The following is a 17,838-nucleotide window of genomic DNA, read 5'->3' as shown; positions in this document are numbered from 1 at the left end:
CCATTGCGCCGCCCGGGATCGGAACTTCCGTGCCGACAATATAGACAGGCAGATCGAAGCCGGATTCAGCGGCTGCTTTTTCTGCAACCTTGGCGAGACGTGCTGCACGTTCAGCTGTCACGGCATCAGGCAACGCAACCGGCTCTCCAGCACAGCCCATCGAGGTGTCGAGGTGAATTTTGGTGAAGCCTGCACGCACAAAGCCATCCATCATCACTTCGGACTTGGCCATGGCTTCTTCAGCCGACAAGTGCTTCCACGGATTGGGGCCGAGGTGATCACCACCCAGAATAAGGTGCTTGGTATCAAAGCCGAGACGCGCTGCGATGTCTTCGACAAAACGGCGGAAATCGGCCGGTGTCATGCCGGTATAGCCGCCATCCTGATTGACCTGATTGCAGGTGGCTTCGATCAGAACGTCGGTCTTGGTTGCAATGCCTTCAAGAAGGGCTGCTTCGATAACGAGAGGATGTGCCGAGCAGATTGAGGTGATGCCTCCGCGCGCACCGCTCGCGTAGCGGGCGGGAAGTTTACTCAAGGTCTGAGTGCTGCTCATAACGGGACTCCATATATAGGGTAAATTTCAGAGAGAAATGCGCTGAAGATTGTTATCCAGAGCAAGAACCTCTGGCAGTGGCGTTCCCGTACCGAGGTTCGGGCTAGCTACGCCCATCACATCGGCAGGCACAACACAGGCGGCGCGAATGGCTTCTTCAAGCGGCACACCGACATGCTGAACGAGATTGGCAAGGCAGCCGACCATATCGATATGAGCACCTGCCAGGGAACCCGCCGCATTAACAAGTGCACCATCGCGCACTTCAATGCGCTCGCCATAGAGTTCGAAATGATCCGGACCGCCAATGGTCGACATGGCGTCTGATACAAGGAACATGCGGTCGCGCTTTGGGCGCGCACGCCATGCGACGCCGACCATTTCCCATGTCACATGATGTCCATCAACAATGATGCCGACGAAAGCATCGCTGCCAATTGCAGTGCCGACCACGCCCGGCTCACGCGATGTCATTGGCGGCATGGCGTTGTAAAGATGGGTGAAACAGCTGATGCCAGCTTCAAGCCCGGCGCGCGCCTGTTCCGTTGTGCCGTTGGTGTGACCGGCGGAAACCACGACACCCATATCAGCGATCTCGCGGATCGTGTCGCCCGGCACCATTTCCGATGCCAGCGTCAGCATGACAGGCACATCCGCCTTGCGCAGAATTTTCAGCGCTTCAAGCGTGGATGCATCCATCGGGCGGATGAATTCAACGCGATGCGTGCCCTTGCGGGCAGGGTTGAGATGCGGGCCTTCAATGTGCAGGCCGAAGAAGCCATCCATGCCCTTGCATTCAACGGCTGCATGGGCTGCCTGAATGATGCGCTCCGGCTCGCAGGTAATGAGCGTTGGCAGAACCCAAGCAGTGCCGAGTTTGCGCAGTGTCGAGATGATATGCGCGATGCCCTTTGCACTGGTTTCCGAATTGAGCATGACGCCGCCGGCACCATTGACCTGCAGGTCGATGCAAGCTGGCATCAGCACATGCGGCGTGAGGTCCGGTGTTTCATCCGATTTGCGCGGGCGAAGACGGGTGATGCCATGCTGGCCGATCTCGGCCACCAGACCAGTATGAAGTCGCCCATTCAGAAAGACATAATCGGGGGCGACAAGACGGGTCATTGGCTTTCTCCAGAATGATTAAGTGCGTAGAGCGCAACGCCGCGTGCACCCGAACTATCACCGAAACGTGCAGTTCTGATGGCAGGTATGCGTGTGGGTCCGAGCTTGCGCTTTTCAAATGCCTTTGAGACGCGTTCGGCTACACCATCCATATTGGAAAGGCCGCCGCCAAGAACGAAGCAATCCGGATCGACAACAAGCTGCATGGTCAGAAGCGATTCCGCCATCAGATCAGCCCAGTCATCGAGAACCTTTTCTGCGTTCGCATCGCCATTGGACGCGCGCAATGTCAATTCCTGATTGGAGATGGTCTCATCGAGCTTGATCTTGGAAATATCTGCAAGGCCCGTGCCTGAAACATAGCGTTCCATGCAACCCGTCTTGCCGCAGCCGCAAGGAATCAATGGCAGGTTCTGCTCGCTCAGAACGCGCGCAGGCATACCCGTGTGACCGATTTCCAGTGCAAGACCATTATAGCGCGGTGGAATCTCGCCATTGATGACCACACCAGCACCCATGCCGGTGCCGACAATCAGGCCAATCATCGCTTCGCTGCCTTCGGCTGCACCGCCATGCGCTTCCGAATAGGCGAAAGCCATGCAGTCGTTCATGAGCGGAAAGCTGCGCCCGAAACGTTTGACTAGTGCTGTACCCACATCGCGACCGGTGATGGGAATATTGGATGCAAAGCCGTGGCCGGTGGCTGGATCAATCCAGCCCGGCAGGCTGATGCCGATGGGCAGATTTGGATTGCCCGCCGTCTCGGTCAGCCATTCAATCTGCGCCGAAAGCCCATCGATAAAGGCCTCAAAGTCGCTGACAGGCGTTGGAATACGCCGTGTCAGAACCGTTTCCATATTTGCGTCGAACAGGCGGCCCTCAATTTTGGTGCCGCCCAGATCAATGGCGCCGCAGATCATGCTGACCTCGTGTTTCATGCTGCAAAGGGGTAAATCTTAACCCCGGAAACAACGCGTGTCAGGTTGCCCTGATCAATAAATGGATTATCGATGTTGAGATCGAGTTCTGCCGACCAACGGGCAGACCAGATTTGCGCCAGAAGCACGTAGAGTACGGCATCCCAGCGGCTGTCGCCGGTAAGATCAAGCGCAAGATCACAGCCTTCGCCACCAACGGTCGTAACAGTCGCTGTCGGGAACTGCTGAGCAATTTCAACTGCGATGTCGCGATCATAGCGCGCGGTATGCTGATCCGGGTGAATGAAGACCACAACGCGGGTGTTGCCGACAACCGAAGCTTTTGGACCATGACGGAAGCCGAGCGTGCTGTCCCAGTTTGTCATGACCTGACCTGCGGTCAGCTCCAGAACCTTGAGTGCACTTTCGCGCGAAACGCCGGTCAGTGCTCCGGAGCCCAGGAAGATTGCGCGGTCTGGATGCGGGGCAGGCGTTGCGTCGAGCTGTGCAAGTGCCTTAATACCTGCAGCCGAGAGCTTGTTAAGCGTGTCGGCGACATCAACATTGCCATCGATGCAGGCGAGCGCCGACAAAAGCATTGTCGTGTAGCTCGACGTCATTGCAAAAGCCTGATCGTGCGTTGCTGCTGGCAGAACGATCACGCGCTGTTCGCCCGGGCCTTTCGCTGCCCGAACGGCCAGTGCGCTTTCGCCATTGCAGGTGATGTTGAGGCGGTGTGCCTTCGGGAAATGCTCGTCCAGCAGGTCGAGCGTCGCGATGGTTTCCGAGCTGTTGCCGCTACGGCCAAACTGCACAACGAGCAGTTCGCCATCATCAGACAGCGTCTCAGACGGATTGGAAACGATGTCGGTGGTCGGAATGGCGTTAAGCGAAATCGCGCCAGCCTTGACCGATGCAAGAGCCTGACCGATGAAAGCCGAGGTGCCTGCGCCGCTGAAAACGATACGCTTGATACCCTTGGCGGCGATCCATTCACGGATTTCAGCCGACTGGGTGGCAAGAGGCGCTGCCCAAGCCTGCCAGATCCCCGGCTGTGCATGAATTTCCTGCCAGGTGTGGCTCGTTTCCAGTTTAGTCATTAACGCCGTCCTCTTGAGTACTGATGACACGCACGCCGCGTTCGCGGATGCGGTTGGCTATTTCGTGATTGGGTTCAAGATCGGTTATGATCGCCGTAATCCGATCCATTGCGCAGATACGATGCAGCCGTGGTTTGCTGAATTTGGTCTTGTCGGCCAGAACGATGACACGGCCAGAAGCCTCGATCATCGCGCGGTTTTCATGGGCCTCGTCTTCCAGAAAAGTGCTGACGCCCGTTTCTGGCTCAATGCTGTCTGCACCCATGACAAAGGTGTCGAAGCGCATTTCCGAAAGTGCCGTATCGACCAGTCGTCCGGAGACCGACATGGTTTCGCGGCGGATGCTGCCGCCGGTCAGCATCACCTGATGCTGCTTGTGGCGAAGCACGGTCTGCGCAACGTCGAGACTGCGGGTCATGACGATAAGCGGTGCAAGATCGCCCAGATGCGCTGCCAGTCTTTCGGTGCTGGAGCCGTTATCGAACAGTACCGCGGTATCGCCTTCAAGGAGACTGACTGCCTTGCGTCCGATTGCATCCTTGGCGTCGAAATTGACGGCGCGACGATCAACCGGATTGGCTTCCACACCAGCGGGCACGAGGCCGGGGCGCTGAGCAAGCGACAAAGCGAGATCAATGCGGAAATCGGCAAGGCCCGCATAGCCAAATCGCTGGCAGAAGCGGATGAGAGTTGGTTCTGAAGTACCAAGCTGGTTGCACAATTCGCGTGCAGTTGAGCGAATGAAGCCTACCGGATCGTTTTCGATCAACAGGCATATGCCACGCAGCTTCGGAGTAAGCTCCGGCACTGCTGCTTGCACAGTCTGATAGAGGTCTTCTGTCGGTTGCAACTCCGGCCCTTTCCTTGTGTTGTAATTTTCTATTGAAAAGAAAATTTTACTTCAACACAAATTTCTAATGTCAGTTGTTTATTTTAACACAAATTTTGTTTTGCTCCGTTTGCATGTCAGCCATTCCTGAGCACGGATGGCTGCTTAAATCAGGAAGGCGGCTGCCTGCCATCGGCAATTGCCTTGAGGGCTGCGCGCAGTTCGGTAACTTTGGCTGCCGTAGTTCTTGTTGCACCCGGTATGGCGAAGCCGAAATTCAGCAAAACCTCATCCGCAGCGATGGGCGCACTGCAGGATGCGTGAATTTCAGTGAGATCAGGCAATGCCGCAGCGATCTCGGCAAATGTTCCCATATTCACGCCCGAACCCGGCATGATGGTGATTTTGTTTTTGGCAGCACTCTGCATTTCCGCAAGGCGGTCGAGGCCGGATACGGCTTTCAAGGCGCCGCCTGAACTCAAAATCCGGTTGATGCCAAGCTCTATAGCTATTTGCACGGCCTCTGCCGCGTCAGGGGTAAGATCGATTGAGCGATGCAGTGCGATCTCAAGACCATCGGCTGCTTTGACCAGTCTCTGCAATGCAGGTCTATCAAGCCTGCCATCGGGCAGATTGGCGCCAATCACGACACCTGCGAGGCCGAGGGCGCGTGTTGCTGCAATTTCGGCTTCCATGATCTGCAATTCATCTTCGGTCCAGACGAAGCTGCCAGCGCGGGGCCGGATCATTACCATGATCGGAATTGGCGCTTTGGCTGAAAGTTGCATGAGACCGATGGAAGGTGTCAGCCCGCCGATTGCGAGTGCTGCGCAAAGTTCAATCCGATCTGCACCGCCTTTGATCGCGGCGTCCAGTCCTTCAGCATCATCGACGCAGACTTCCAGTAGTATCCGGCTCAAAGCAATCCCCTCAGTTTTTCTTGTATTCTACCTTTGCCAGTATCGCGACACCGGCCAGTCCTGCGATAGCCCCCATGATGGTGACAGTTCCATAGCCAGCAAAGCTTGTGCCAATCGCAAAAAGCGCTGTGCCGATGCCACCGCCGACAAACATGTTGATTGCGATCAGGGAGGCCGACAGGCCGGGCCGATCGTGAATGATGCCAAGCAGATAGCTTATTGGCTGGCTCACGATTGCAGCAGCGCCGATCCCCCCAATCGCTGATGCGGCGTAAATCTCCCATCGTGTGGTGAGGAATGCAAGCCAGACAAGATAGATTGCGTAAAGCAATGATGCGACAAAGAAGATGCTGATCTGGCTTTTGCGACGGCCAATGCGCGCCCAGACCAGCATGAGAATTGCTTCAAGCCCTGCCACGAAGCCCATGACCATGCCGACATCTTCGACCGATCCACCACCGCGCCCGGTAATGATCAGCGGAAGTGCAATAGCATTCACATGCAACACCGAGGTTATGAGCGCGGTTCCGATCAACCGGATGAAAACGCCGGGTGAAATCAGGCGCTGAAGATCTGCAAGGCTTGATGGCTTTGTGCTTTGCGCGTTTTTGTCTGGCTTATGATCATGGGGCATAAGCGTTATGATCGACAGAAAACAACCGAGCGAAAGCAGCGTTGCAAAGGAATAGGCGGTCAGAGGTGAGCCGGTTCCGGCGAGCGCTGCACCGACAAGTCCGGGCACAAGAATCCATGCAATCGAAATTGCCATGCGAACGATGGTGATCGAATCGCCAAGTTCAATCGGTGTCATTCCAGCGGAATGGTTGCGGATATTGGCAAACAAAAGCGTGCTGACGACGTTAAAAAGCGCGATTGGGCCAATGGTTGCCAGTGCAAAGACCCACGGCGACGGAAAAAGCCAGATCAGGCCGAAACCTGCAATGCCAAGTGCTGTAACGATAACCATCGGCGCGCGATAACGCCCGATGCGGTCAGAAACCAGCCCGATGGCAATGCTGGCCGCGAGATTGGCGACGACGGCACAGAAGGCCACGACAGAATAGGTGAAGTCGCTTAAGCCGATGACGCGGATGCCGACAATCGGCTGATATGGCGTTGTGGCCGCCCCCGCGAAACCAAAAAACAGGATCGCGATCGTGCTGGCACGCACGATCGGATATTGCCGGACAAGATCGAGGCTCGAGGTCGACATTCAGTGCGCCACTATTTTCACAATAGGCTTTGTCCTGCACGGCTGAAACCGCACAGGACATGAGGATCAGAATAGCGGATGACGGCGTGCCTGCACAGCAAAGCGCAGCCAATCCTTTTCCGATGCTGGTGTCCATGCCGCTTCGGCCACCGCCAGCAGGCGCGGGAAGGTGAGGTCGTTGAAATAGGCGTGCGTGGTGAAATGTTCACACCAGATACATGCCTGAACACCCTTGAGATGCTGCGCCAGTTCCGGCGGGAAATCGCCAGCAGCTTCGTAAGCATAGCTTTCTTCCGGCGTGGAAGCGCCCGCCCAGCCAGCGCCTGGCTCCCACCAGTTATGCGACTGCGCCATGTCGAGATAATAGGCCTGACCCGGCGTCATGACGACGTCATAACCCTGCTTTGCAAGCTCAATGCCGATTTCAGGTGCCTGCCATGCCATCAGCAAAGTGCCTTCCGGCTGCACGCCGCCGCCATGCGCGACTTCGTTCCAGCCAGCGAGAACACGGCCGCGCTGTTCCAGCATGATCTTGAGCTTGCGCATGAACCATGATTGCAGTTCAAATGTGCCTTCAAGCCCTTCGCGTTCCATCAATTCGCGTGCAAGCGGCGAGCCAATCCATGAATTATCTGCCACTTCGTCGCCGCCGATATGGATATAACGACCCGGGAAGAGAGCGACGATATTGTCAAGGATCGTCTTCACAAATTCCCATGTCGCGGGCATGGCGGGATTGAGCGCATTGTTCGTGAAGCCCTGAACAGTTTTGTAGGACTCATTGGCTTCATTGCGATCCTGGAGATACGGCAGAGCGGTCAGTACCGCCTTGCAATGGCCGGGCATGTCGACTTCCGGCACCACTTCAATGCCGAGTGATTGCGCGTGTTCGACAACCGAGCGAATTTGTGCCTGCGTATAGAAACCGTGCGAGGGTTCAGTCGTATCGCCAAGCTGCGGCAGCATTGCACTGTTCGGAGCGCGGGTTGCGCCAATCCCTGTCAGTTCCGGCAGTTCCGGAATTTCAATGCGCCATGCTTCATCGTCGGTCAGATGCCAATGGAAGGTGTTGAGGCGATACCAGGCCATGATGTCGAGGAAGCGCGTGACTTCATCATGCGTCCAGAAATGACGCGAAACATCCAGAAGGCAGCCGCGCCAGTCATGGCGTGGAGCATCTTCAATGCGACCCGAAGCCGGGAATTTGAAGCGTTCTGCATCCTGCTTTGCGCCATCAAGAATGTGCGCAAGAGCGACAAGACCATGGCGCGTGCCGTCGGCATCGGCGCTCGTAACCGTGATCAGATCAGCGGTGAAATCGATGGTAAAGCCGCTCTTTTTGATACCCGTATCGGTTTTGATAGAAACGGCGCGGCCGCCTTCGACGGGCTTGAGCGAAAAGACCTGACGTGCCTGTGGGAACAACCGCGCACGGAGTGATTCCACCAGCGAAAGCGCACGCAGACCTGCAAGATCTGTGCCCTCTGCGGGATGCAGAGCAATTGGTGTGCTGCCTGCTTCAGCTTCGAATTTCACGGGCCATGGCAGCAGGGCAAACGGAAGCGTAAGACGGCCTTCCGGCAGACGCGGGCCGGGCAGAGGGAGGTTCTGTCCCGAAAGTGCGAGTTCGCCGGTCTCAATGTGGATCAAACGGCCATCGGCACATTTGAGATAAGCCGTCTTCGCCCCGTCATTAACATGGAACGGTGAGCGATTAAGTGGTGCGACGCTCACCATCCATGTTCCACCCGGCTTCAATGTGAAGCCTTTGGGCGCAGCTATTTCGTTGAAGCTGCCATCATGCAGGACAAAGTGTCCATTCGTGATCTGCGGCTCTCCAACAATGCGGGTGATGCTGGTGTAGCAAAGCGAGAAATCGGTCAGGGTTTCATCCGACAGGTTAAACACTTCGATTGTCATAGTTCCGGCTGGTGCGGGATTTGCGATCCACGAATTTTCAAGTCGGAATAGGCTAGGCATGCAATTCTCCACCAGCAAATTTAAACGCATTGCGAAAGGCTAAAGCCGCTTTCGACAAATGCGCGTTCCAGATATGTGCAATCCCGCTGAGTCTCGGTCGCGTAGGCTTCAAATCATGCGGTATTGAGGGTTTGGTTTTGTTAGTAACTATATCAGCGCCTTCAATGAATTTTGTCCATCCTAAAATTCATGCGCTTATAATTTAATGGTTATTAAATTCTTTTGTTGCGGATTTAGCATGACTTCATGCGGCTCATGCAGTGAGAATTTATGGCATAAACATAGTGGTTCAGCGCGTTCTGACAGGCGAACAACGAGGGATTACCTGATTTAATCAGTTGTTTTAATTAATGAAAATTGCAATTTATGCACGCGATGATTGCAGTTTGAACATATTGATCCGATTTCGAGCAATATGATTTCTTTTAAGGCAGGTGTGCAGGAATGCTGTTTCTGAACCGCTTCAAGTCTGTGTGAAAAGTTTTTGTTTTGCTAAATTCTGTGTGTTTTTTCTTGACATTTTGTGGTGTAGATTTTCATCTTACTAAAAACCGCATGGGAGTTTATCGTGAAAGTCGGCATTGTAGGACTAGGCTATCGTCTGGGTTATTTGGGTTTTGTCTTCAATGCGCTCGATCCCGATTTTCAGATTGTCGGCTATGTCGATCCTGCCCCTGCGGGCATGGCAGAACTGGATGAGCATGGCATTTCGGCTGGCAAGCAATATGCAACGCCGGAAGAGTTGATCGCCAATGAGACGTTCGATCTTCTGATGATAGGCTCGCCAAACCACATGCATCTCGATCATATTCGTGTGGGTCTTGAAGCGGGTCTTACCGTTTTCACCGAAAAGCCGATTGTGTCGTCTATTGAGCAGACCTATGCGCTGGCTGAGCTTCTTGCCAAGCACGGTCAGGAGCGTTTGCTGGTTGGTCTCGTGCTGCGCTACGCGCCGATGTATCGCGATCTGATGCAGGCCAAGAATGACGGTCTGCTCGGCAATATCGTTTCGGTTGAAGCCGCAGAGCACATTTATCCATATCATGGCGCATTCTTCATGCGCGACTGGCGCCGCTATTCGAAGTGGTCGGGCAGCTTCCTTCTCGAAAAATGCTGTCACGATCTCGATCTCTACAACAGCGTGATCGGCTCGCGCCCTGAGCGGGTTGCAAGCTTTGGTGGCCGCAAGACCTTCATTCCGGAAAATGATCCGCGTCGTGAAGGCATCAACGACATGTCGCTGTTCCATCGCAAGCCGACGGGCTGGGAAGGTTCGGACAAGGTTTTCGATTCCGATGGCGACATCATCGATTATCAGGTCGCAATCATTGAATATGCCAATGGCGTCGGCATGAACTTCCACACAAATCTGAATGCGCCGGACCAGTTCCGCCGCTTTGCGATTTTTGGAACGCGTGGTCAGGCTGAGGGCGATTTCATTCGCGGCTATTTCGATGTGCATGAAGTGCTGAACGAAAAGCGCACCATTCACAAGGAATATGCGACACGCACCGAGCTTTCGCAGCATTACGGCGCTGACGAAAAGATGGCGGAAGAAGTGATCGCGCATGTCATGAATGCCGGACCGCTTCCTGTGTCACCGCTTGATGCGATGGAAGCAGGCATTCTTGCCATGGCAATGGATGAAGCGCGCGAAAAGCGCACGGTCATCGATCTGCGTCCCGTCTGGGACCGCTTTGACGCAGCTCTTCAGAAAGTTTGATCTGATAAATGGGAATGCAACGCTCCAAAGTCATCTTTGCGTGGGTCATGCTTGCGCCGGCACTCATCTATGTGCTGGCCATCGTGGCCTACCCGCTGATCGACACCTTCATCTTGTCCTTCACAGATGCATCGTTGCGTCGCACAACCAATTGGGTTGGCTGGGCCAATTATGAAAAGATCGCCAATGCGCAGTTTCTGGCCGTCATTGGCCGGACATTCATCTGGACGTTCTTTTCGGTGATGATGAAGATCACGATCGGCATGTTTGGAGCGGTGCTTCTCAACATGGCTTTGCCGGGACGCGCCCTGTTCCGCCTGATGATTATGCCGCCGTGGATCGTGCCGATGGCTATCGGCATTTTCATGTGGAGCTGGATGTATAACGGACAGTTCGGCATGATTTCCGGTATGCTCCAGCGCGCGGGACTTGTCGATGGACCGGTTGCGTTCCTTGCTTATGGCAGCACGGCTTTCTGGGCAACGATTGTCACTGACGTCTGGATCGGCGTGCCAATGGTGACGCTCTATTTCCTTGCGGCCCTTCAGGCGATCCCGAAGGATCTCTATGAAGCTGCCTGGACTGATGGCGCAGGCCGCATGTATCGTTTCCGCCGGGTAACGTTACCACTGATGCTGCCTGCCATCATCACCATGTCGATGCTTTCGACCATTGCGACATTCAACTCATTCGACATCATCTGGATTCTGACGCAGGGCGGCCCGAACGGCTCGACCACCACGATGATTATCGACACCTATCAGACGGCTATTGGCTCGAAGCGTTACGGTGAAGGTGCGGCGCGTGCCGTCACCATCTGCATATTCCTCTCGCTGTTCTGCCTGGCCTATTTCCGTGTCACGCGGCGCATCAGCCCCGAAAAACTTGCGTAAGGGGAAACATAATGAGCCAACCGCAAAATACGCCGCTTATCGACCGCTATACATGGTATGAAAAGATCGCTGCCTATGTGGGAATTGCAGTCTTCCTGTTTTTCCTGCTGGCGCCGTTCATCGAGGGCTTTCTGGTTTCGCTGAAGCCGCTCAATCAGTTGTTCTCGTCGCCCTATACCTTTTGGCCCGAGAATGGCAGTTTCAATGCCTATTTCTCGATGTGGAAGAGCGTGCCCGAGTTCGGACGTTATATCTTCAACTCGTTCTTTATTTCCTCGGTGGTCACGATCATCGTTCTTATTCTGGTGGTTCCTGCGGCCTACGCTTTCTCGCGTTTTGAGTTTCGCGGCGCAGGTCTGATCCTCGGTGGCTTTCTGGCGATCAACATGTTCTCGGGCGCGGTTCTGCTGATCCCGCTGTTCCGCCTGATGCGCAGCTTCCAGCTGCTCAACACCTATGCAGCGATGATCGTGCCGGGTGTGGCATTCCTCATTCCGGCGGCGATCTGGCTGCTGCGCACGTACATGATGCGTATTCCGCGTGAGCTGAATGAAGCTGCCTATATGGATGGCGCGAGCCAGTTCTATACGCTGCGCCGTGTCATTCTGCCGATCGCCATGCCGGGTATCATCGTTGTGGCGATCACCACCTTCATCGGTGCCTATGCGCAGCAGTTCATCTTCGCGCTGACGTTCAATTCCAAGGCGGAATACATGCCGCTGCCGGTTGGCCTCTTTGCCTTCTTCGGCAAGCAGGAAGTCGTGTGGAATGAGCTGATGGCGGCGTCCTTTGTGGGTATCGCACCGGCGATGATCATTATCTTCGTTTTACAGCGTTATCTGGTCGGGGGTCTGACTGCGGGTGCTGTGAAGCAATAACAATCCGTCTACACAATCTAACAACATAAGGGAGTTTCCAGAGGTGACGACGATATTCAAAATGGGGGCTGCGGCGCTTGTTCTCGCAGGCAGCACGATGCTGGGCACGCTTGGTGCATCAGCAGCAGTGCAGGAGATCTCTTGGATCTATTGCGGCGACAAGCTCGACAAGACGCATGACAAATACATCAAGGCCTGGGAAGAAAAGAACCCGGATTGGAAGATCGCTGTTGAAGTAGTCGGCTGGGCACAGTGCCAGGACAAGGCAACCACACTTGCTGCTGCAGGCACGCCGCCAGCAATCGCCTATGTCGGTTCGCGCACGCTCAAGGAATTTGCTGACAACGACATGATCGTGTCTGTTCCGATGACGGATGAGGAAAAGGCAACCTATTTCCCACACGTCGTTGAAACCGTTACCTATGACGGCACCCAGTGGGGCGTTCCGATCGCGCTTTCGACCAAGGTTCTCTACTGGAACAAGGACCTGTTCAAGCAGGCTGGTCTCGATCCTGAAAAGCCACCACGGACCTGGGCTGAAGAAATCGAATTCGCCAAGATCATCAAGGAAAAGACCGGCATTCCGGGCTACGGTCTGTCGGCTAAGACCTTTGACAACACCGTTCACCAGTTCCTGCATTGGGTTTACACCAATGACGGCAAGATCGTGAACGACAAGGGTGAAGTCGTCATCAACAACCCGCAGGTTCTTGCTGCACTCAATGCCTATAACGACATCAAGGCATATGCGCAGGAAGGCCCGACGGCTTACGAACAGAACGAAGTTCGCGCCATTTTCCTCGACGGCAAGGTTGGCATGATCCAGGGCGGATCGGGTGCTGCTGTTCGCCTTCAGGACGTGAAGTTCAACTGGGGTATCGCAACGCTTCCGCTTGGTCCAGATGCCAAGGGTCCGGGTACGCTGGTCGTGACCGACTCTCTCGCAATCTTCAAGGATTCGGGCGTTGAGGAAAAGGCTGCCGAGTTCGCCAAGTACATCACTTCGCCTGCCGTTCAGGAAGAGTATGAACTGGCAACCGATGAAGGCCTGACGCCAATGCGTCCGTCGCCTGCAGTTGATAAAGTGATGGTAGACATTCCTTACTGGCGCCCTCTGATCGAAGGCATTCAGTACGGTGGTGCAGAGCCACTCTTCACCGACTGGCGCGGTTTCCAGAACGTCATGATTGCCATGGTTCAGTCCGTCATTACAGGCGATGCAAAGCCTGAAGATGCACTGAAGAAGGCAGATGAAGAGCTGAAGAAGCTGAACTAAATCGATAAATGATCCGCCCTGCCGCGATTAGCGTCAGGGCGGTGTATCGGACACGAATTTGCGGCCGCAGGAGAGCAGCGTGGGAAAATTATCCCTCAAGAATATTGTCAAGAGCTTCGGCCAGTTTGACGTCGTCAAGAACGTATCCCTTGAAGTGAACGAAGGCGAGTTCATGGTCTTTGTCGGACCATCGGGCTGCGGCAAGTCCACACTTCTGCGTATGATCGCGGGCCTTGAGGATACGACATCGGGCGATATCGTCATCGATGAAAAGCGCGTCAACGACCTGCCTCCGGTCAAGCGCGGCATCGCGATGGTGTTCCAGAGCTATGCGCTCTATCCGCATATGAGCGTTTACGAAAATATCGCATTCCCACTGCGTGTCGAAGGTGCCGACAACGCCACCATCAAGCGCAAGGTGGAACATGCGGCCTCGATCCTGCATCTGGATCAGCGTCTTGAGCAGAAGCCTGGCATGTTGTCCGGCGGTCAGCGCCAGCGCGTGGCCATTGGCCGTGCGATTGTGCGTGAACCGAAGATTTTCCTGTTCGATGAGCCGCTTTCAAACCTTGATGCAGCGCTTCGTGCCGACATGCGTATCGAATTGACAAAGCTGCACAAGCAGCTTGGCGCAACCATGATCTATGTGACGCATGATCAGGTTGAAGCCATGACCATGGCTGATCGTATCGTTGTGCTTGAAGGTGGCAACATCTCGCAGGTTGGTACGCCGCTTGAACTGTATCATCGCCCACGCAACAGCTTCGTTGCCGGCTTCATCGGCAACCCGCGCATGAATATGCTGCCGGTGACGTTTGCTGGTTTTGAGAGCAATGGTTATGCCCGTGTGAAGCTTGCAGACAATGAACTGGTTCTGCCGGTTCTTTGTGAAGAAGCGGCTCGTCCGGAAGTCGGCCAGACGCTCACATTGGGCATTCGTCCCGAGCATGTGACGATTGGCGAAGGCCCAACCACGATCACCGTGCGCTCTTCCGTGGTTGAGCGCCTTGGACAGCAGACTATTGTTTACAGCGTGCCGGAAGGCATGAGCGAAACCTTCTGTATCATCACGCCGGGCACAGCACCAATCAGCGGTGATGCCGCAATCAGGATTGGTATCGATCCGCAGTCCTGCCATTTGTTCGACAGCAAGGGCATTGCGTTTACGCGCCAGGGTGATTTTTCAGATCTGGCTGCGGCCTGAAAATAAGCGTCCGGTCAAATGTCAGCATTTGGCCGGATCGGCTTTCAGCCCAGATTACGGCGGTCTGATGGATAGCTGTAATGAAGTGGGAAAATCAATCCGTAAGGAATGATGGATACTTCAACCGCGGGCTCGTGCTCTGCGGCTCTGTTCGCTCTGGATAGGCTTTGCTGTTTAGTTTCGCCTTTTTTGGACAGGGCGATGATGATTGATCCCCAGGCAACGAAGGGCAGCAAGGCTATCGCGATATAGACATAGCTTGTGTAATCCATTCGACCATGATGACTTGGCTTATATAGCTGAACAAGAAATCCCCTTCTCAAAGGCGGATCGTTCTTAGCTTTCTTTTCTCTATTCCGCTGCCACCATGGCTACACCCGTATCGATTGTGTAGTGGGTTGGGCGCAGCGAGACATATCCGTTGCGAATTTCAAGAACATGCGAATAGACGCTTTCGCCGTTTTCCAGCGTTGGAAGTTTTTCTTCATGCATGATGCTGATGACAATAGCGTCAGGGCAGCGCGTCTTGAGTGCTGTGTGGAACCGAAGCTTCGATGCAGGATCGAGTGCGCCTGTAGCTTCGTCAAGGAAGATGACAGCAGGCTTATGCAGCAGAATGCGTGCCAGCACCAGCTTCTGCTTTTGTCCACCGGAAAGCACCATATCCCATGGTGAGCCGTCGGCATCCGCATCGTTCATACGTTCGATAAATTCGCCAAGACCAGCTTCATGCAGCACAACAGCAATAGAGAGATCGTTGAATTCTGCTTCATCATCAGGAAGGCAGACGAGTTGCTTCAGTGAGACCGAAGGAAATTTTGCTTCCTGTGTTGCATAAATTGACTTCGCATTTTGCGGATAGATGATGTCGCCGGTGCCATAGGGCCAAAGGCCGTTCAGTGCCTTGATGAACGAGGTTTTCCCTGAGCCGGACTCTCCACGCATGTAAACCCAGTCTCCACTGCGGATGTTTATCACGCCGGAACGTAGGAAAGGTGCTTCGCTGTCTGGTCCCTGCATAAGCGTGAGATCACGGACGGAAAGACCAAAGCGTGCATGCTGGGTGGAGAATTTGAAGCGGTTGACGCCCGACGTTGCATAGAATGCGGCCGGCTCCTGAACACTATCGATTGCCTGAGCAAGACCCGTCACACGACCGGCATTCGCCCGAAGATTGGCAATGGCTGGCATGACCTGAATAAACCAAGAGCAATCATTGATCATGGCTGCAACAAGTTCCGCGCCAGTCACATAATTACGGAAGCTGACTGCGCCACTCATATAGGGAACAAGGCCCGGAATATAAGCAATGATGCGGTTCGACATGAACCCATAGGCTTGCGAGAAGGCGAGATAGGCAGCATCGAAGCGATTGAGCTTGTTCCAGGTGCCATCAACGTCTTTGTAAAGACGCTTGTTCACGGACCGCTGGACGGATTCGCCTTCAGAGGCTGATATCTGGAAACTGCGGCGCAGAAGCGTGGTCCACTCTCCACGATAGGAACCTTCAGCTTTCTGCATACCGAGATTAAGACGCTCCAGCTGGCGACCAATCTTGATTGCAATCAGTGTGCCGATTGGCACATAGATAATGATCGCTGTGAAAGCCAGAATTGCACCACCGTAAGAGCCGAGGAACTCAAGACCGGTTACTTCGGTCGAAATCTCCAATAGCTTCTGGCCAACGAAGAAGGCCGAAAGCACGACGCCAACAACACCCATCACAAGACCGATTGCGCCGCCCGTCATACCCTTGATGGATTCCTGCAGGCGCTGGTCAACATTGTCGGGAAGGTTTGAACCCTTGCCCTGCTGCAGATGGAAATGGGTATGATTACGATCCAGCATCGCATCAGAGAAGCTGTCGTTCAGCCATTTGCGCCATTTGCGGTGCAATGTCGTAGACAGAAGATGCCGGAAGCCGACCAGAAGCACGTCCTTGGCCAACATCAACAGGATCAGCACGCCAGCATTCATGGCAATTGCCATAAGCGGGTTCTGAACTGGGGCGCTTTTGACATTAACGATAGAGTTCATCAGAAGCCCCGAAGCCTCGGCGACCCAGACAGTGGTTTTGCTGATGAAGGCGGTGAAAATAAAGATCGCGATTGTAAGGGCCCAGGCTTCTTTCCAGCGGTCGGATACCCAATAGGCGCGCATAAGGCCCCAAAACGATGTCATCTGGGACACGGCAGAGCTATTCCTTACCTGAAAGGACTGCTGTTCTATCTGCCGTATTTTTTCCAATATGCACCTCGTATCGATATGGCCTGCGAATGCGATTGTAACGCTATGTAACAGATTGCAACAAACTGTGGTTAACGAAGTGTTAATAGTCAACACAAACAGCGATCACATTTGCGGGTGCGTTTTGAAACACATTGCAAGGAGCTGAAATCATTGTGTTAATGACAACTTTCAATTTACGTGAAATCTGTGTTTAGCGCGGAGTGTGGCGTGCAAGTCACGCTCGTTTTGGCATGCAATCTCGATTGTTTGCTGAAGCAGAGCTTCGAGAATTGATGCAAATCACCTTTGTTTCGTGATCGATCTAGGGTCGCCGTGTCAGACCATTCGGGATATTTGACTGTCATAATCAACAATATTGAATGTGTTTGATCCCAATCAAAGAGATTGAAACGGAGTCAGTCTAAATCTCCAACAGCGCGGTTCTTCGGGCACCATCGTGATGCTGCAGAGGCCGGCCCATGGAGATGAAATTAGATGCGTAAGTTTGCAATCCCATTCGCAGCATTCGGACTTTGCTTTGCGATGGCTGCTCCCGCTTTGGCCGAAAATATTGAGGTTCACATGCTCAATAAGGGTGCTGAAGGTGCAATGGTTTTTGAGCCTTCCTACATCAAGGCAAATCCCGGCGACACGATTACATTTATTCCGGTCGACAAGGGACACAATGTCGAGTCGATCAAGGATATGATCCCAGCGGCTGCGGAAAAATTCAAAAGCAAGATTAACGAGAATTACGTTCTGTCCGTCTCCGAACCCGGCGCATATTTTGTCAAGTGCACGCCGCACTATGCGATGGGCATGGTTGCTCTGATCGTTGTCGGTGACAATCCAGCCAATCTTGACGAAATCGTTGCTGCCAAGAAGCCCAAACCCGTTCAAGCGCGTCTCGAAAAGGCAATTGCCAGCGCGAAATAATGGGTTTCAAATATGTAGCCGTGCTGCATAACTCTATAATGCTAGAGCGCAGGTAAATT

The 17,838-nt window shown here is 54.1% G+C and carries 15 protein-coding genes; 6 read left to right on the top strand and 9 right to left on the bottom strand.

The window, feature by feature from the left end; all coding sequences use genetic code 11:
- The 8 genes from RT142_RS21910 to RT142_RS21875 form a co-directional block, all read right to left on the bottom strand.
- Positions 1-556, bottom strand: a 556-nt coding sequence (locus RT142_RS21910; protein ID WP_313028992.1) for a class II D-tagatose-bisphosphate aldolase non-catalytic subunit, incomplete at its 3' end; no start/stop codon positions are given.
- A 27-nt stretch (positions 557-583) separates the two neighbouring features.
- On the bottom strand, positions 584-1,681 hold the full coding sequence (nagA, locus tag RT142_RS21905; RefSeq protein WP_313031496.1) for an N-acetylglucosamine-6-phosphate deacetylase: 1,098 nt from the start codon (positions 1,679-1,681) through the stop codon (positions 584-586).
- Positions 1,678-2,601: an ROK family protein gene (locus tag RT142_RS21900; protein WP_313031494.1), complete on the bottom strand. Its 924-nt coding sequence runs from the start codon at positions 2,599-2,601 to the stop codon at positions 1,678-1,680. The genes nagA and RT142_RS21900 overlap by 4 nt, the downstream gene beginning before the upstream one ends.
- Positions 2,602-2,615: 14 nt before the next feature.
- Positions 2,616-3,698 (bottom strand): SIS domain-containing protein, encoded by a 1,083-nt coding sequence (locus RT142_RS21895; RefSeq protein WP_313031491.1) that lies wholly within the window; start codon positions 3,696-3,698, stop codon positions 2,616-2,618.
- Positions 3,691-4,548 (bottom strand): DeoR/GlpR family DNA-binding transcription regulator, encoded by an 858-nt coding sequence (locus tag RT142_RS21890; RefSeq protein WP_007877652.1) that lies wholly within the window; start codon positions 4,546-4,548, stop codon positions 3,691-3,693. Before RT142_RS21890 ends, RT142_RS21895 begins: the two co-directional genes overlap by 8 nt.
- Before the next feature lie 149 nt (positions 4,549-4,697).
- Positions 4,698-5,447, bottom strand: coding sequence for a copper homeostasis protein CutC (locus RT142_RS21885; protein WP_313031488.1), 750 nt, complete (start codon positions 5,445-5,447; stop codon positions 4,698-4,700).
- Positions 5,448-5,457: 10 nt separating this feature from the next.
- Positions 5,458-6,660 carry an MFS transporter gene (locus RT142_RS21880; RefSeq protein ID WP_313031484.1) on the bottom strand — a complete coding sequence of 401 codons (1,203 nt, stop codon included), beginning with the start codon at positions 6,658-6,660 and terminating at the stop codon, positions 5,458-5,460.
- A gap of 66 nt (positions 6,661-6,726) precedes the next feature.
- Entirely contained in the window at positions 6,727-8,640 is a 1,914-nt protein-coding gene (locus RT142_RS21875; RefSeq protein WP_113486970.1) for a beta-N-acetylhexosaminidase, read from the bottom strand.
- 568 nt (positions 8,641-9,208) lie between these two features.
- Between RT142_RS21875 and RT142_RS21870 the strand changes: the two genes are divergently transcribed.
- The 5 genes from RT142_RS21870 (at position 9,209) to RT142_RS21850 (ending at position 14,614) form a co-directional block, all read left to right on the top strand.
- A complete protein-coding gene (locus RT142_RS21870) occupies positions 9,209-10,363 on the top strand; it encodes a Gfo/Idh/MocA family protein (RefSeq protein WP_105520042.1) in 1,155 nt (384 codons plus the stop codon).
- 8 nt (positions 10,364-10,371) lie between these two features.
- Positions 10,372-11,256 carry a carbohydrate ABC transporter permease gene (locus tag RT142_RS21865; protein ID WP_007877661.1) on the top strand — a complete coding sequence of 295 codons (885 nt, stop codon included), beginning with the start codon at positions 10,372-10,374 and terminating at the stop codon, positions 11,254-11,256.
- A gap of 11 nt (positions 11,257-11,267) precedes the next feature.
- The gene (locus RT142_RS21860) at positions 11,268-12,134 is read left to right on the top strand and encodes a carbohydrate ABC transporter permease (RefSeq protein ID WP_007877662.1); all 867 of its coding nucleotides are present in this window, start codon (positions 11,268-11,270) and stop codon (positions 12,132-12,134) included.
- A 61-nt stretch (positions 12,135-12,195) separates the two neighbouring features.
- Complete coding sequence (locus RT142_RS21855; RefSeq protein ID WP_313031503.1) at positions 12,196-13,410, top strand: ABC transporter substrate-binding protein; 1,215 nt, start codon at positions 12,196-12,198, stop codon at positions 13,408-13,410.
- A gap of 79 nt (positions 13,411-13,489) precedes the next feature.
- Positions 13,490-14,614 carry an ABC transporter ATP-binding protein gene (locus RT142_RS21850; RefSeq protein ID WP_064321264.1) on the top strand — a complete coding sequence of 375 codons (1,125 nt, stop codon included), beginning with the start codon at positions 13,490-13,492 and terminating at the stop codon, positions 14,612-14,614.
- A gap of 351 nt (positions 14,615-14,965) precedes the next feature.
- On the opposite strand, the gene RT142_RS21845 is transcribed toward RT142_RS21850, so the two are convergent.
- Entirely contained in the window at positions 14,966-16,804 is a 1,839-nt protein-coding gene (locus RT142_RS21845) for an ABC transporter ATP-binding protein/permease (protein ID WP_079213377.1), read from the bottom strand.
- A gap of 534 nt (positions 16,805-17,338) precedes the next feature.
- Between RT142_RS21845 and RT142_RS21840 the strand changes: the two genes are divergently transcribed.
- Positions 17,339-17,779, top strand: coding sequence for a pseudoazurin (locus RT142_RS21840; protein ID WP_007877676.1), 441 nt, complete (start codon positions 17,339-17,341; stop codon positions 17,777-17,779).
- Positions 17,780-17,838: the final 59 nt, after the last annotated feature.

Origin of the sequence: Brucella sp., from assembly GCF_032066345.1 — a bacterium.
In the GTDB taxonomy this organism is placed as follows: domain Bacteria; phylum Pseudomonadota; class Alphaproteobacteria; order Rhizobiales; family Rhizobiaceae; genus Brucella; species Brucella pseudogrignonensis.
This window is presented reverse-complemented; position numbering and strand designations above follow the sequence as displayed.